Origin of the sequence: Streptomyces sp. NPDC048172 (assembly GCF_043202595.1) — a bacterium.
GTDB lineage: Bacteria > Actinomycetota > Actinomycetes > Streptomycetales > Streptomycetaceae > Streptomyces.
In genome coordinates, this window is the sequence record NZ_JBIDAT010000005.1 from 345,248 (window position 1) to 360,093 (window position 14,846).

Annotated in this window: 14 protein-coding genes; 3 read left to right on the top strand and 11 right to left on the bottom strand. The window is 74.0% G+C overall.

Going from position 1 to position 14,846, the window contains the following annotated elements; genetic code table 11:
- Positions 1 to 146: 146 nt before the first annotated feature.
- The 7 genes from pheT to infC all read right to left on the bottom strand — a co-directional run bounded on the left by pheT (position 147) and on the right by infC (position 7,461).
- Positions 147 to 2,669 (bottom strand): phenylalanine--tRNA ligase subunit beta, encoded by a 2,523-nt coding sequence (gene pheT, locus ACGF3A_RS23370; protein WP_393732197.1) that lies wholly within the window; start codon positions 2,667 to 2,669, stop codon positions 147 to 149.
- Complete coding sequence (pheS, locus tag ACGF3A_RS23375; protein WP_393732198.1) at positions 2,669 to 3,790, bottom strand: phenylalanine--tRNA ligase subunit alpha; 1,122 nt, start codon at positions 3,788 to 3,790, stop codon at positions 2,669 to 2,671. The genes pheT and pheS overlap by 1 nt, the downstream gene beginning before the upstream one ends.
- 177 nt (positions 3,791 to 3,967) lie before the next feature.
- The gene (locus ACGF3A_RS23380; protein ID WP_393732199.1) at positions 3,968 to 5,038 is read right to left on the bottom strand and encodes an ATP-binding protein; all 1,071 of its coding nucleotides are present in this window, start codon (positions 5,036 to 5,038) and stop codon (positions 3,968 to 3,970) included.
- 88 nt (positions 5,039 to 5,126) lie between these two features.
- Positions 5,127 to 5,939 carry a TrmH family RNA methyltransferase gene (locus ACGF3A_RS23385; protein WP_393732200.1) on the bottom strand — a complete coding sequence of 271 codons (813 nt, stop codon included), beginning with the start codon at positions 5,937 to 5,939 and terminating at the stop codon, positions 5,127 to 5,129.
- A 118-nt stretch (positions 5,940 to 6,057) separates the two neighbouring features.
- The gene (gene rplT, locus ACGF3A_RS23390; protein WP_344535121.1) at positions 6,058 to 6,441 is read right to left on the bottom strand and encodes a 50S ribosomal protein L20; all 384 of its coding nucleotides are present in this window, start codon (positions 6,439 to 6,441) and stop codon (positions 6,058 to 6,060) included.
- Positions 6,442 to 6,521: 80 nt separating this feature from the next.
- On the bottom strand, positions 6,522 to 6,716 hold the full coding sequence (gene rpmI, locus ACGF3A_RS23395; RefSeq protein ID WP_393732201.1) for a 50S ribosomal protein L35: 195 nt from the start codon (positions 6,714 to 6,716) through the stop codon (positions 6,522 to 6,524).
- Between the two features lie 112 nt (positions 6,717 to 6,828).
- Entirely contained in the window at positions 6,829 to 7,461 is a 633-nt protein-coding gene (infC, locus tag ACGF3A_RS23400; protein ID WP_393732645.1) for a translation initiation factor IF-3, read from the bottom strand.
- A gap of 348 nt (positions 7,462 to 7,809) precedes the next feature.
- Between infC and ACGF3A_RS23405 the strand changes: the two genes are divergently transcribed.
- Positions 7,810 to 8,196, top strand: coding sequence for a DUF1844 domain-containing protein (locus tag ACGF3A_RS23405; RefSeq protein WP_393732202.1), 387 nt, complete (start codon positions 7,810 to 7,812; stop codon positions 8,194 to 8,196).
- Positions 8,197 to 8,229: 33 nt separating this feature from the next.
- On the opposite strand, the gene ACGF3A_RS23410 is transcribed toward ACGF3A_RS23405, so the two are convergent.
- Both ACGF3A_RS23410 and ACGF3A_RS23415 read right to left on the bottom strand, forming a co-directional pair.
- Entirely contained in the window at positions 8,230 to 8,982 is a 753-nt protein-coding gene (locus ACGF3A_RS23410; RefSeq protein WP_393732203.1) for an MIP family channel protein, read from the bottom strand.
- Positions 8,983 to 9,092: 110 nt separating this feature from the next.
- Positions 9,093 to 9,833 (bottom strand): SseB family protein, encoded by a 741-nt coding sequence (locus ACGF3A_RS23415; RefSeq protein ID WP_393732204.1) that lies wholly within the window; start codon positions 9,831 to 9,833, stop codon positions 9,093 to 9,095.
- Positions 9,834 to 9,854: 21 nt separating this feature from the next.
- Between ACGF3A_RS23415 and ACGF3A_RS23420 the strand changes: the two genes are divergently transcribed.
- On the top strand, positions 9,855 to 10,505 hold the full coding sequence (locus ACGF3A_RS23420) for a serine hydrolase (protein ID WP_393732205.1): 651 nt from the start codon (positions 9,855 to 9,857) through the stop codon (positions 10,503 to 10,505).
- A gap of 236 nt (positions 10,506 to 10,741) precedes the next feature.
- Here ACGF3A_RS23420 and mycP read toward each other — a convergent pair whose 3' ends face one another.
- Positions 10,742 to 12,040: a type VII secretion-associated serine protease mycosin gene (gene mycP, locus ACGF3A_RS23425; RefSeq protein ID WP_393732206.1), complete on the bottom strand. Its 1,299-nt coding sequence runs from the start codon at positions 12,038 to 12,040 to the stop codon at positions 10,742 to 10,744.
- The gene (locus ACGF3A_RS23430) at positions 12,037 to 12,759 is read right to left on the bottom strand and encodes a hypothetical protein (RefSeq protein ID WP_393732207.1); all 723 of its coding nucleotides are present in this window, start codon (positions 12,757 to 12,759) and stop codon (positions 12,037 to 12,039) included. The genes mycP and ACGF3A_RS23430 overlap by 4 nt, the downstream gene beginning before the upstream one ends.
- An 872-nt stretch (positions 12,760 to 13,631) precedes the next feature.
- Between ACGF3A_RS23430 and ACGF3A_RS23435 the strand changes: the two genes are divergently transcribed.
- Positions 13,632 to 14,846, top strand: a complete 1,215-nt coding sequence (locus ACGF3A_RS23435) for an amino acid deaminase/aldolase (protein WP_393732208.1) — start codon at positions 13,632 to 13,634, stop codon at positions 14,844 to 14,846.

Here is a 14,846-nt window from a genome sequence, read left to right on the forward strand (position 1 = left end):
GTGTGACAAACGGGCCGCGTGAGCAGCTGCGTTGACGTTTCTGCTGACACGGGTGTCGACAAGACGACGAACCCGTCCCGTGCACGGGGGCGTACGCGAAGGGGCCCGGCCGCATCCGGCCGGGCCCCTGACGACGAACGGGGGTGTCACGCCCCGCGCAGCACCGCTCCCGTGCGCTCGACCGCGGCGGCCACGGCGGCGTCGCGCGCCGTGCTGGCCTCCTCGGCCTTGAGCGTGCGGTCGGAGGCGCGGAAGCGCAGCGCGTACGCCAGCGACTTGCGCCCCTCGCCGAGCTGCTCGCCGGTGAACACGTCGAACAGGCGCAGCGATTCGAGCAGTTCGCCCGCGCCCGCGCGCAGCGCCGCCTCCACGTCGGCCGCCGGGACCGAGGAGTCCACGACCAGCGCGACGTCCTGCGTGGCCACCGGGAAGGTGGAGACGTGCGGCGCCGTCACCGGCCCGCGCCCGGCGCGCTCGACGAGGTCAAGGTCCAGCTCCATCGCGCAGCCGCGGTCCGGCAGCCCGAGGGCCTTCAGCGCGCGGGGGTGCAGCTCGCCCGCGTGCCCGACGAGGACGCGGTCCCCGTCCAGCTCGACGTGGAGCGCGGCGCACCGGCCCGGGTGCCAGGGCTCGAACCGGGCGCTCTCGACGAGGAGTTCGGCCCCCGCCTGCCGCGCGACCGTACGGGCCGCCTCGACCGCGTCGGCCCACTGGACCGGGCGGCCCTTGCCCCACCAGCCGTCCCGCTCGCGGGCTCCGGCGAGCACCGCGGCGACGTGCCGGGGCTGCCGGGGCAGCGTGCTGTTCTGGGCGGCGATCTCCGCGTCCGTGGGACGGCGGTCGACCGGCAGCCGCACGGCCGGGGTCTCCTCGCCGGTCCGCAGGAAGACGAGCCCGGTCTCGAACAGCGCGAGGTCGTGCGCACCCCGGCCGCCGTTCCGCCGCAGCGCGCCCAGCAGGCCCGGCAGCAGCGAGGTCCGCAGGCCCGGCTCCTCGTCGGAGAGCGGGTTGGCGAGCTTGACGGTGTCACGGCGCGCGTCGCCCGGCGCGATCCCGAGCTGGTCGAGGGCCGCCTCGCCGACGAACGGGGGGTTCAGCACCTCGACGTACCCGGCGCCCGCCAGCGCCCGGCCGACCCGGCGGTGCAGCCGCTGCCGCTCGGTCAGGCCGCGGCCCGCCGGGGGCTTGGGCAGCGTGGAGGGCAGGTTCTCGTACCCCTCCAGCCGGATGACCTCCTCGGCGAGGTCGTTCGGGTCGGTGAGGTCGGGCCGCCACGACGGGACCGTCACGGTCAGCTCGTCCTGGCCGTAGACGTCGCAGCCGACCTGCTGGAGGCGGCGTACGACCGTCTCGCGACCGTAGGTCACACCCGCGACGCGGTCCGGGTGGCCGTCGGCCAGCTTGATCGTGCGCGGGCCCGAGGGCGTCGCGATCTCGGTGACGCCCGACTCGGCCGTGCCGCCCGCGAGCAGCACCAGCAGGTCGACGGTGCGCTGCGCCGCCGCCGCTGCCGCCTCCGGGTCGACGCCGCGCTCGAAGCGGCGGGACGCCTCGGAGGACAGCTTGTGACGGCGCGCGGAGCGGGCGATCGAGACGCTGTCGAAGTGCGCGGCCTCGACGACCACGTCCGTCGTCGGACCGTCGGCGATCCCGCCGGGGGCCTCGACGTCGGCGATCTCGGTGTTGGCGCCGCCCATGACGCCCGCGAGGCCGATGGGGCCCCGGTCGTCGGTGATGACCAGGTCCTCGGCGTCCAGCACGCGCTGGACGCCGTCGAGCGTGGTCAGCTTCTCGCCCTGCTCGGCGCGGCGCACGCCGATGGTGCCCTCGACGCGCGAGCGGTCGTAGGTGTGCAGGGGCTGGCCCAGCTCCAGCATCACGTAGTTCGCGATGTCGACGGCCAGCGAGACGGGGCGCATGCCGCCCTTCTGCAGGCGGCGCTGGAGCCAGAGCGGCGAGCGCGCCTCGGGCCGCAGCCCCGTGACCGTACGCGCCGTGAAGCGGTCGCAGGCGCGCGGGTCGGAGACCTGCACGGGGTAGCCGTACGAGTTGGGCGCGGGGACGTCCAGCAGCGCGGGGTCGCGCAGCGGCAGCCCGTAGGCCGTGGCGGTCTCGCGGGCGAGGCCGCGCATCGAGAGGCAGTAGCCGCGGTCGGGCGTGACGGCGATGTCCAGCACCTCGTCGACCAGCTCCAGCAGCTCGATCGCGTCGGTGCCGGCCTCGTGCTCGGGCGGGAGCACGATGATGCCGTCGTGGTCGTCGCCCATGTCCAGCTCGCGGGCCGAGCAGATCATGCCCTCGGACACGTGCCCGTACGTCTTGCGGGCGGAGATCGCGAAGTCGCCGGGCAGCACGGCGCCCGGCAGGACGACGACGACCTTGTCGCCGACGGCGAAGTTGGTCGCGCCGCAGATGAGGTTCTGCGGCTCGCCCGTGCCGTTGGCCTGGCCGACGTCCACCTGGCAGTAGCGGATCGGCTTCTTGAACTCGGTCAGCTCCTCGATCGCGAGGACCTTGCCGACGACCAGCGGGCCCTTGAGCCCGGCGCCGAGCTGCTCGACCGTCTCGACCTCGAGACCGGCCGCGATGAGCCGGGCCGCGACGTCACGGCCGGTCTCCGAGGCCGGCAGGTCGACGTACTCCCGGAGCCACGAAAGCGGGGCCCGCATCAGATCTCCATCCCGAACGGCTGGGTGAAGCGCGCGTCACCCTCGACCATGTCTCGCATGTCCTCGACGTTGTGGCGGAACATCAGCATCCGCTCGATGCCGAACCCGAAGGCGTATCCGCTGTACTTCTCCGGGTCGACGCCGCAGGCGGTCAGCACGCGCGGGTTGACCATCCCGCAGCCGCCCAGCTCGATCCAGCCCTCGGAGGAGCAGGTGCGGCAGGGCCGGTCCGGGTCGCCCACGGACTCGCCCCGGCACACGAAGCAGACCATGTCCATCTCGGCGGACGGCTCGGTGAAGGGGAAGTACGAGGGGCGCAGCCGGACGCCCAGGCCCTCCCCGAAGAGCGACGCGACCATGTGGTGCAGCGTGCCCTTGAGGTCGGCCATGGTCAGGCCCTCGTCGATGGCGAGCAGCTCGACCTGGGAGAAGGCCGGGGTGTGGGTCGCGTCCAGCTCGTCCGCGCGGTAGGTGCGGCCCGGGCAGATCACGTAGACGGGCAGCTCGCGCTCCAGCAGGGAGCGGATCTGCACCGGCGAGGTGTGGGTGCGCAGCACGACACCGGACTCCGCGTCCGGCTCCGCGCCCCGCACGAAGAGGGTGTCCTGCTCCGAGCGGGCGGGGTGGTCGGGGCCGATGTTGAGCGCGTCGAAGTTGAACCACTCGGTCTCGGCCTCGGGGCCCTCCGCGACCTCGTACCCCATCGCGACGAAGATGTCCTCGATGCGCTCGGAGAGCGTGGTCAGCGGGTGCCGGGCGCCCTCGGGCACGCGGTCGTAGGGCAGCGTGACGTCCACCGCCTCCTCGACCAGCACGCGCTCGTCGCGCTCCCGCTCCAGCTCCTCCTGCCTGCTCTTGAGGGCCTTGCTCACGGCGCCGCGCGCCTGGCCCACACGCTTGCCGGCCTCGGCCTTGGCGTGCGGCGGCAGGGCGCCGATCTCGCGGTTCGCGAGGGCGAGGGGGGAACGGTCGCCCGCGTGGGCGGCCTTCACCTCGCGCAGCGCGTCGAGATCACCGGCCGCCGCGACGGCGGCGAGCGCCTCGTCCCTGGCCCGGTCGATCTCTTCCGGTTTCAGTGCCTCGACCTCGACAGGGTCGTACGACTTATTGGGTGCGGACATCTCTTCCCGTGCTTCCGAATCGGCTGGCTGCGCTCTGCCCCACGACTGCTTGCGTGCCAAAGGTCGAGTCTAAGGGGGCGCGCGTGGTCTCTCGTACGCGGATGTACGCGGACAAGCCCTGCTGACAGCGCGCCCGTGGACGCCGCTGTCCGGAAAGCCCGTGTGCGCCGGTCGTGCTCAGCCCATGAAGGCCGGGGCGCCCACGGGCAGGATAAATCGGAACCTGGCCCCTCCGACCGGAGAGCGGTCCACGCTGATCGTGCCGCCGTGCGCCTCGACGATGCCCTTGACGATGTAGAGCCCCAGGCCCGTGCCGCCGCGCCTGCTGCCGCGCCAGAAACGCGTGAAGACGCGGCTCATCGACTCCTCAGGGATGCCGGGGCCTTCGTCGCTCACGGTGACTGCCGTTCCTTCGCTCTGGTAGCGGGTCCGCGCGGGTGCCACCTCGATGGTGACAGCTCCCTCCCCGTGCCGCACCGCGTTTTCGAGCAGGTTCCCGAGCACCTGGTCCATCTTGTCCGGGTCGGCCCAGAGCGCGGGCAGCGGCTCGGCGATACGGGTCATGAAGCGCGTGGCGGGCTGCCCGGCGGCGGTGTGGGCCTCGACGTGACGGCGTACGGCCGCGGCCATGTTGACCGGCTGGCGGCGCACCTCCAGCCGCCCGGAGTCGATACGGGAGATGTCCAGCAGCTCGGCGATGAGACGCGTGACGCGGTTGGCGTCGGCGTCCACGGTCTCCAGCATCAGCCGCTTCTGGTCGTCCGTGAACCTCTCCCACTTGGCGAGCAGCGTCGCCGTGAAGCCCTTGACCGAGGTGAGCGGCGAGCGCAGCTCGTGCGCGACGGTGGCGATCAGCTCGGCGTGGCTGCGCTCGTTGCGCCGCCGGGCCTCGGTGCCGCGCAGCGTGACGACGACCCGGTCCACGGGTCCCCCGGCGTCCGTACGGACGTAGCGCGCGGAGACGAGCACCTCGCGGCCCCCGGGGAGCAGCAGATTGCGCTCGGGCTGGCCGGTACGGATCGCGAGTCCGGCCCAGGGGTCGGTGAGCTGCCACCAGCGCCGCCCGTCCAGGTCCTCCAGGGGGAGCGCCTTGTGCAGGGGCTTGCCGAGCGCCTCGTCGGTGGGGGTCCCGGTGATACGGACCGCCGCGGCGTTGAAACAGACGACCTGTCCCGCGGCGTCGGCGACGACCAAGCCGTCCGGCAGGTCGTCCGGGTGGAGTCCGCCCAGATGTGCGGCTGCTTCCATCCCCGTCCCACCCCTCCTCCCCGTGCCCTCTCCCCAGTGCACGCGCTGGGCGGACACCCTACTAGGTCGGAAAGGCCCCGCGGCACACTCAGCGGGCGCGGCCGGAGCGCTGGGCGCGGGCCGTCGCGTAGAGGCACACGGCGGCGGCCGTGGCGAGGTTGAGGCTCTCGGCGCGGCCGTGGAGCGGCACGCGCACCACGGCGTCCGTCAGGGCGCGGGTCTCCTCGGGCAGGCCCCACGCCTCGTTGCCGAAGACCCAGGCGGTGGGGCGGCTCATGGTGCCGTCGTCCAGCTCGTCGTCGAGATCGCGCGCCCCCGCGCCGTCGGCGGCCAGCACCCGCGTCCCGGCCTCGCGCAGCCCCCGTACGGCCTCCTCGACGGGAACGCCGACGGCGACGGGCAGGTGGAAGACGGATCCGGCGGAGGCCCGTACGGCCTTGGGGTTGTAGACGTCCACCGAGGCGTCCGTGAACACGACCGCGTCGGCGCCCGCCGCGTCGGCGCAGCGCAGCACGGTGCCCGCGTTCCCCGGGTCGCGCACGTGCGCGAGGACGGCGACGAGCCGGGGCCGCACGTCCAGGACCTCGGCGAGCGGTACGTCGAGGAAGCGGCACAGGCCGACGACGCCCTGCGGGGTGACGGTGTCGGCCATCTCAGCCACGACCTCCTCGGTGGCCGTGAGCACGGGGACGCGCGCGGCGCGGGCGGCGTCCAGGAGGTCCCGGTGCCGGTCGGCCGCCTCGGGCGTCGCGTACACCTCGACCAGGTGCTCCATGGCCTCGCGCACGGCCTGCGGCCCCTCGGCGAGGAAACGCCGCTCCTTGCGGCGGAAGCCCGGCTTGTGCAGCTTGCGCGCGGCGGTGACGCGGGGGGACCGCAAGGAGGTCAGCTCAGGGGGCATCGTGGCGCACCATCTTCCGGAGGGACAAAGGAAATCGCCGCCGCGGCGGGGAGCCACGACGGCGAGGTTCCGGCGGTACCGCCGGATGCGTCGGCCAGAACGTACGGCCGACGGCTGCTCACGCAGCCTTGGGCGCGTTCACGTCGCTCGGCAGGGCCTTCTGCGCGACCTCGACGAGGGCGGTGAAGGCGGCGGCGTCGTTGACCGCGAGGTCGGCCAGCATCTTGCGGTCGACCTCGATGGAGGCGGCCTTCAGACCCTGGATGAAGCGGTTGTACGTGATGCCGTTCGCGCGCGCGGCGGCGTTGATCCGCTGGATCCAGAGCTGCCGGAAGTCGCCCTTGCGGCGCTTACGGTCGTTGTAGTTGTAGACGTAGGAGTGGGTGACCTGCTCCTTCGCCTTCCGGTAGAGGCGGGAGCGCTGGCCGCGGTAGCCGCTGGCCTGCTCCAGGATCGCCCGGCGCTTCTTCTGAGCGTTGACTGCCCGCTTGACGCGTGCCACTTGTTAACTCCTTGTACGGGGGCCGCCGCGTGGTGGCGCGGTCCGGCCCGGAACGAATGGGGACCCGGTCGTGCGGGGTCTTACTTGCCGAGAAGCTTCTTGAGCTTCTTGGCGTCGGCCGGGGCCGCTTCGGTCGTGCCGGCAAGGCGGCGCGTCAGCGTGGACGACTTGTGCTCGAGGTAGTGGCGGCGACCGGCGCGCTGGCGCATCACCTTGCCGGAACCGGTGATCTTGATGCGCTTGCGGGTGCCACTGTGCGTCTTGTTCTTCGGCATGTCGCCGTTCTCTCCTCGTCGGTGGCGCTCGGTGCATCCGGCCGGAGACCGGGCGCGCCTGAGCGCCATCTGGTTCGTATAGGGGTACCGGGGCGTGGTGCCCCGGGAGGGCTCACGCCTCGGCCGGTGCCTCAGCAGGCTCCTCGGCGGGCTCTTCAGCGGGAGTGCCCTCCGGCTGACGCCCGGCCTTACGGGCGGCCTGCGCCTCGCGAGCCTCTGCCATGGCCTCGGTCTTCTTCTTGTGCGGACCGAGAACCATGATCATGTTTCGGCCGTCCTGCTTCGGGTTGGACTCCACGAAGCCCAGGTCGGCCACGTCGTCAGCGAGCCGCTGGAGCAGTCGGTAGCCCAGCTCGGGGCGGGACTGCTCACGACCGCGGAACATGATCGTGATCTTGACCTTGTCACCCTGCTTGAGGAACCGGACGACGTGACCCTTTTTGGTGTCGTAGTCGTGCGGATCGATCTTCGGCCGGAGCTTCATCTCCTTGATGACCGTGTGCGCCTGGTTCTTGCGCGCCTCACGGGCCTTCATGGCCGACTCGTACTTGAACTTTCCGTAGTCCATGAGCTTGCACACGGGCGGGCGGGCCTGTGCCGCCACCTCGACCAGGTCGAGGTCGTACTCCTGTGCGAGCTCCAGGGCCTTGGCAAGCGGCACAATGCCGACCTGCTCGCCGCTGGGACCGACGAGTCGCACCTCGGGGACGCGAATCCGGTCGTTGATGCGGGGCTCGGCGCTGATGGGGCCTCCTCGGGTACACCGCGCGGCCGTCTGGCGAACAGCCGCGCTTGAGTCTGCAAAAGTGTGACCACCGACGGCAGGGCGCAAAAAACGCCCCTGACGGGACACAGGCGGGGCTCCTCACAGACCGGGAGCACCGCCGCGGAGTCACCGCGGGGCGCAGCCTGACCATTGACCCGCGGCTTGGAAAGCCGCCAGGTGGGAGATCGGAGCCTCCACTTGCGGGCCGAGGTCCACCATCAAAGGTGAGACTTCAGCCGGTCGATATCCGAGCATACCAGGGGTGGCGGAAAGTGCCGCCCGGTGGGCGTACGTCCGTACGAGGCAGGCGGCATTAGGCTGGCCCGCATGAGCGACGCCGCAGCCACCGGGCCCGACGGACAGTCCCCCGAGGGACAGTCCCCCGACTTCGACAGCATGACCCGCGACATCGCGGACGTGCCCGCTGTCGAGGTGATCACCACCGTCGCGGTGCACCTGATGAGCTCCGCCGCCGTGAACCTCGGCCTGGCCGAGGAGGGCGAGACGCACAAGGACCTCGACGAGGCGCGGAAGCTCATCCAGGCGCTGGCCGGGCTGATCACCGCGAGCGCCACCGAGATCGGCTCGTACCACGCGGCGCCGCTGCGCGACGGGCTCAAGTCGCTCCAGCTCGCCTTCCGCGAGGCGTCCGTCGTCCCGGACGAGCCGGGTCAGGGCCCCGGCGAGAAGTACACGGGGCCCGTCTTCGGCTGACAACGCGTCGGCCGACGCGCCGGGCCGTGACCCTCAGTGCGCGTCGGCCGCGGTGTTCGGCTGCGGGTGCGTGATCATGTGCACGACCGCCGCGAGGACGCCGCCGATCAGCGGGACCACGATGAACAGCCAGAGCTGCGAGAGCGCGGCGCCGCCCGCGAAGATCGCGGGGCCGATGCTCCGCGCCGGGTTCACCGAGGTGCCCGTCAGCGGGATGCCGATCAGGTGGATGGTGGCCAGGGCGATACCGATGGGCAGCCCGTCGAAGCCGACGACGGCCACCTTGTGGGTCACGCCCAGCACCACGTAGACCAGCAGGAACGTCAGCACCAGCTCCGCCACGAAGGCGCCGCCGGTGTTGATGTGCACGGCGGAGCGGTCGCCGAAGCCGTTGCTGCCGAACGCCTCACTGGTCTTGAGGCCCGGCACCTGCTTGGCGACGAGGAAGAGCAGCGCGGCGCCCACGATGCCGCCGACGATCTGCGCGATCCAGTACTTGACGGCCGTCTCCAGATCGAGCCGCCGTGCCATCAGCATGCCGAGGGTCACGGCGGGGTTCACATGGCAGCCGCTGATCGGGCCGATGGTGTACGCCAGGGCGAGCAGCGTGAAGCCGAAGGCCAGCGCGATGCCGAGCGTGCCGATGTACTCGCCCGCCAGCACCGCGGCGCCGACGGCGAAGAAGACCAGCAGCAGGGTGCCCAGGAACTCGGCGACCAGTGGCTGCGGGCTCTCCTCCAGGTCCTTCAGTTCCGGCGCCTTGAATTCCGGCGACTTGACCTGCATGGCGACCTCCTGAGGGGGTCGTAGGAGGCGCCGGGGACCGGTCTCCCCCGGCACTCCCCGAGTGTCCGCCGTGATCAGCGGGTCCGCACCTCGAACCGGCGCCGGACCCCTCAGCGGCGGTAGAGCGCCCGCTCGGGCAGGGCGGTGCCGGGCGGGAGGAGTGCCAGGTCAAGGCCGTGCACGAGGCGGGCGCGGAGCGCCTCGTCGGCGGCGAGCGCCCCGGCGAGGCGCTGGGCCACCGCGCCGACGTCGGCGCCCTCCGCGAGCGCGAGCGCGAGCGTCCCGTCCGTACCTCCCTGGCCGCCGGGGGTCAGGTGCGCGCCCAGGATCTCCGGCTCGGCCGCGAGCACCGCGCGCAGCGCGTCCGTGACCGCCGGGTCGGCGGCCGGGCGGGTGTCGGTACGGCCCTCGGCGGCGGCGTAGAGCGCGGATCCGCTCAGCTCGTAGGTCACCGGGCCCGCGACGTCCAGGACGAGCGCGTCGGCCTTCTCGTGCGCCAGCGCCTGGAGGGCCTGCGCGAAGCCGACGGCGACGGGGCGGGCGTCGGCGCGCCAGCGGGCGAGGTTCTCGGTGGAGGTGAAGGCGGGCAGCGCGCTGCGCCCGCCGGACGCCTGGAGGGTGGGCACCGCCATCTCGCTGCTCTTGTCCCGGCGCAGCCCGTCCTCGCCCGTCTCGGACTCGGTGAGGACGGCGACGACGGGCACCAGCAGCCGCGCGTGGGGCAGCGCCGCCAGCACGCGGGGCTCGGCCTCGCGGTCCGCCCGCCAGGCCGCGAGGGCCTCGGCGAGGGCGGGGTCGGCGGAGCCGTCGTCCTGCGAGAAGGTGTGTTCCGGGATGTTCTTGAGCGCCACGTCTTGAGGTTACCTGTGCGGATGTCTGTGGCCGCCCGCGAGGTGGGCGGGGGTGCCGTCCTCCACGGCGACGCCCGCCCGTTCGTGACGGCGAGTGTCGTGAAGGCCGGGATCCTGGCCGCGCTGCTGCTCCAGGCGCGCGCGGCGGGACGGGAGTTGGACGAGGAGGAACGCGCGCATGCCGCCGCGATGATCGAGCGGAGCGACAACGAGGCGGCGAGCGCGCTGTGGCGGACCATCGGCGGCCGTACGGGACTGGACCGCGCCGCCCGCACCCTCGGGCTCCCCCGCACCGAGGGCGGGCCCGGGGGCTACTGGGGCCTGACGCGCACGACGGCGGCCGACCAGCTCACGCTGCTCCAGAGCCTCTACGGGACGGCGCCCTCGCCCCTCGACGGTCCGGCACGGGCGTACGTCCAGGAGCGCCTGGCCCGGGTGGTCGAGGACCAGAGGTGGGGCGTCTCCGCGGCCGGGGAGGCCGTCGGGCTCAAGAACGGGTGGATGCCGCGCGACGCGACCGGGCTGTGGGTCGTGCACAGCGTGGGCCGGGTGACGGCGGGCGGGCGCCCGGTGCTGCTGGCCGTGCTCTCGGAGGGGCACGCCACCAAGGCGGACGGCGTCGCGGCCGTGGAGCGCGCCGCGCGGGCCGCCGTCAGGGCGCTCGCGGGCTAGGCCGCCCCCGTCTCAGGGCTGGACAGGGGTTGCCCCGTGCCGTGGGTTGCAGGCTGCGGCTGTCGTCGTGGCTTGTCGCGCAGTTCCCCGCGCCCCTAAAGGGCGCTCACCGGAGCGCCCCGTCAGGGGCGCGGGGAACTGCGCGCGCAACCACCCACAACCCGCGGTCTGCGAGGGACAGGCGGGGCAGCCCCTGCCCAGCCCTGAGCAGAGGGGCACGGCCAAGGCGCTCGGCGTCAAAGCGCTGGGCGCCCGTCGTCCGGTTCCTCGGAGCGCGAGCCTCCGCTCCCGTCGTGCCGCCACACCGCCGACCGGGACGACGGGCCGGCGGGGCGGAGCCGGAGCAGTCGGAGATGGCGGAGGCTGAGCCCGCGGCGGATCGCGAGGGCGCAGCCGACCAGCAGCGCGCCGAGGACGGCGGCGACGCTCGCGACCCAGCCCGAGCCGCCGTCGTCCCCGCCGGGCCCCACGCCGAAGTGCTCTCCGGCGTAGGAGTGGACGCGGGGCTGCTGCTTGCGGGGCTTGAGGTGCGAGCCCATCTCGATCGCCGCCGCCGGGTCGACGACGCCGGTGCCGACGGCGTCGCTGCGGCCGCCCTCGGGGGTGTTGCGCGCGGTGTCCGCGAGCAGCTCCTTGAGCTGCCCCGGGCTCAGCTCCGGGTGCGCGGCGCGGACGAGCGCGACGGCGCCGGAGACGAAGGCGCAGGCGGCGCTGGTGCCCCAGCCCTCGTAGTACGTACGGTCCGGGTCGGCGATGACGATGTCCTTGCCGGGCGCGGCGACGGTCGCGTACCAGCGGCGGGTGGAGAACGCGGCGCGCGCGCCGTTCCGGTCGACGGCCGCCACCGCGATCACGCCGGGGTAGGCGGCGGGGTACGAGACGTGGTCGCCGTCCTCCCCTCCGTTGCCCGCCGAGGCGACGACGACGGCGCCCTTGCGCTGGGCGTAGCGGACGGCGGCGTCCTCGCGCGCGTCCGGGTGCGCGGAGCGGCTGTCGTCGCCGAGGGAGAGGTTGATGACGTCGGCGCCGTGGTCGGCGGCCCAGCGGATGCCGTCGGCGAGGGCCGCGCCGCGCGCCTTGCGGGCCTTGCGGCGCTGCGGGTCGGAGTCCTCCAGCAGGACGCGGACGGGCAGGATCCGGGCCTGGGGCGCGACGCCGAGGACGCCGTCGCGGCCGCCGGGCCCGTGGCCGTGCCCGGCGATGATCCCGGCCATCGCGGTGCCGTGCCGGGCCCATTCGCGGTCGCCCTTCCCGGCGCCCATGCGGAGCAGGTCCTTGCCGCCGCGCACGTTGTTCCGCAGGTCGGGGTGGTCGGAGTCGACGCCCGTGTCGAGGACGGCGACCGTGACACCCCGGCCCTTGGTGGTCTTCCAGGCCTCCTTGGCCTTGACCGCCTTGAGGCCCCACTCCTGGGCCTGGACGCCCTCTCCCTCCGCGTGCGCCGTCCCGGCGGGGAGCAGGACGAGGAGGGCACAGAGGGCAAGGGTGACGATCCGGGCCGCCGCTCCGCGGCGCGCGGGCCGGGGGTGGTTCACTGCTCGTTCCCCTTCTGCTCGCCGCCGTCCACGGCGGAGTGGCGCAGGCCCCGTTCGACGCGGTCGGCGATGCCCTGCGCGTCGTGGCCGAGACCGGCCTGCGCGGGGGCCGAGGTCTCGCCCTTGCGCGTCGCGTCGGCGGCGGCCTGCGGGTCGGTGACGACGCGTCCGTCGGCGAAGCCGCTGACCGCGTAGACCACGACGGGCGCGTCGGAGAGCACGCGGACCGTCCAGCTCGCGCGCTGCGCGTCGCCGAAGTCGGCCGCGACCGTGCCGCGCGCGGCGTACGGACGGGGCATCAGGTCGGTGCGCTCGCCCAGGTTCTCGACGGCGAAGCGCTTGCGCAGTCCGCGCATGGCCTCCTCGTCTCCCTTGGTGAACAGCAGCCCGACGGTGGTGACGCTGCTGGTGGTCTCGTCGGCGTACGTGGCGCGCAGCAGCCGGTTGCAGCCGACGGGCGAGAGGGCCTTGGCGAGCGTGGGGTCGAACGCGTGCGCGCAGCCGCTGTCGCGCGCGACGGCGACCCGCGTCCAGCGCCGGTCGGCGCCGCCGGGACCCGCGGCCTTGCCCTTGAGGGTGCGCGGGAACAGTTCGTCGACCGGCACCTCGTGCCAGGCCGCGCGCGCGGCCTCGAAGCCGTGGCCGCCGGAGCGGCCGCCCGTGTCCTCGCTGAGCCAGGCGCCCGCTCCCGCGCCTCCGAGCAGTCCGACGCCCAGCACGAGACAGGTGGCCGCCGCGACCGTACGCGCGGAGAGCGGGGTACGTCCGGCGGCGGGCGGAGCGGCGGGGGGCGGCGGTGCCGAGGGGGTCGGCGGAGCGGGGGGCGGGGGTGGCGCGGGGTGGTGCGGGGGCCGTATGGAGTCCGCGGGATGCGCGGCGCCGCCCGCCGTGGCGTCCGACGGCGCCTTCCGGCCCGTTCGGTCCGGCCTGTCCGGCCTGTCCGTACGACGGGGGCCGCGCTCGGCGCTGCCTGTCGCGCGTGTACGGGCGCGGGGCGCGGTGAGGGGCTCGCCCGTGGGCGGGGCCGGCTGGGGCGGGTGGGCCGGTGCCGGCGGGCGGGGGCCGGTGCGGGGACGCGAACGCTCGCGCGGACCGGGGACCCTGTGCCCCGCTGCCTCCGCCGCTTCCGCTTCCGATTCCCTGGAGTGTGGCATCGCTCTGCTGGACTCGTCTTCCGGGATCGGCTCTCCGCCCGAACCGTCCGAACCATCGGGTCCGTCCGGACTGCCCGAACCATCCGGTCCGTCCGGCCCTTCCGGCTCGGAGGGCGGCGGAGAAGCGGGCTTCGGGGGGACGCCGGGGCGCGGCGGGACGGCGGGGCGGGGCGGCGTGGCGGGCGGTGGCGGGACGTCCGCGCGATCGGCGCGGTCGGCGTCCGTGCTCACGTGCACCCCCTCCCCACGCGGCGGCTTCCCCGCGCGAAGGGCTTCTCGGGGCAGGCCGGTTCGACCAGGACCGCACGCCGCCTGCCGTCCCGGACGGCGTGCGGCGTCACTCTACGGTGCCGACCGGGAGGGACGGCAACCCGGCGGGTGATCGTCCGCGTGGCCGGGGGCTGTGCCGGAACGGCTGGTTCTGGCAAGCTGCGAGGGTGTTCGACACCACTGCCGACCTGGCCGCTGTCCGCGTGCGGTACGACCGCGCGACCGCCCATCTCGACGCCCCGCTGGCCGTCGTGGACCTCGACGCGTTCGAGGCGAACGCGGACGATCTGGTGCGCCGTGCCGCCGGAAAGCCGATCCGCGTCGCGAGCAAGTCGGTGCGCTGCCGCGCCCTGTTGGAGCGCGTGCTCGCCAAGGACGGCTTCAGCGGCGTGATGAGCTACACGCTGGCCGAGTCGCTGTGGCTGGCGCGTTCGGGCGTGCCGGACGTGCTGCTGGCCTACCCCTCCGCCGACCGCGCGGCGTACGCGGAGCTGGCGGCCGACCCCAAGCTCGCCGCGTCCGTGACGGTGATGGTGGACGACGTCGCGCAGCTCGCCCTGATCGACGGCGCGCGGGACGGCGGCACGGAGGAGATCCGGGTCTGTCTCGAACTCGACACCTCGCTGCGGCTGCTGGGCGGCCGTGTGCGCGTCGGCGCGCGCCGCTCCCCGCTGCACTCCCCCGCTGACCTCGCCGAGCTGGCCCGCGCGGTGCACCGCCGCCCCGGCTTCCGCCTGGTGGGCCTGATGGCGTACGAGGGGCACATCGCGGGCGTCGGCGACGCGGTGCCGGGCTCCGCGCTCCGTTCGCGCGCGGTGCGGCTGATGCAGGCGACGGCCCGCCGCGAGCTGGCGGCGCGGCGCGCTGCGGCCGTACGGGCGGTGCGCGCCGTCGCCCCGGACCTGGAGTTCGTGAACGGCGGCGGCACGGGCAGCGTGCAGCACACGGCGGCCGAGGCGGCCGTCACGGAGATCGCCGCGGGCTCGGGCCTGTACGTGCCGCGCCTCTTCGACCACTACCGCTCCTTCACCGGCCGCCCCGCCGCGCTCTTCGCGATGCCGGTGGTGCGCAGGCCGGGCGTCGGCGTGGTGACCGTGCTGGGCGGCGGCTATCCGGCCTCGGGCGTCGCGGGCCGCGACCGGCTGCCGCAGCCGTTCCTGCCCCAGGGCCTGCGCTACGACCCGCAGGAGGGCCCGGGCGAGGTGCAGACCCCGCTCCTGGGCCAGCCCGCCGACGACCTGCTGATCGGCGACAAGGTCTGGTTCCGCCACGCCAAGTCGGGCGAACTCTGCGAACGCTTCGACCGCCTCCACCTGATCAGGGGCGGCAGCGTGGAGGAAACGGTCCCGACCTACCGCGGCGAGGGCCAGACGTTCCTGTAG

Bases quoted from the DNA above. Each gene is read 5' to 3' on its own strand.
- ACGF3A_RS23385 (WP_393732200.1), bottom strand. From the start codon at position 5,939: ATGCCCCCTGAGCTGACCTCCTTGCGGTCCCCCCGCGTCACCGCCGCG.
- pheT (WP_393732197.1), bottom strand. From the start codon at position 2,669: ATGCGGGCCCCGCTTTCGTGGCTCCGGGAGTACGTCGACCTGCCGGCC.
- pheS (WP_393732198.1), bottom strand. From the start codon at position 3,790: ATGTCCGCACCCAATAAGTCGTACGACCCTGTCGAGGTCGAGGCACTG.
- ACGF3A_RS23410 (WP_393732203.1), bottom strand. From the start codon at position 8,982: ATGCAGGTCAAGTCGCCGGAATTCAAGGCGCCGGAACTGAAGGACCTG.
- ACGF3A_RS23380 (WP_393732199.1), bottom strand. From the start codon at position 5,038: ATGGAAGCAGCCGCACATCTGGGCGGACTCCACCCGGACGACCTGCCG.
- rpmI (WP_393732201.1), bottom strand. From the start codon at position 6,716: ATGCCGAAGAACAAGACGCACAGTGGCACCCGCAAGCGCATCAAGATC.
- ACGF3A_RS23420 (WP_393732205.1), top strand. From the start codon at position 9,855: ATGTCTGTGGCCGCCCGCGAGGTGGGCGGGGGTGCCGTCCTCCACGGC.
- ACGF3A_RS23405 (WP_393732202.1), top strand. From the start codon at position 7,810: ATGAGCGACGCCGCAGCCACCGGGCCCGACGGACAGTCCCCCGAGGGA.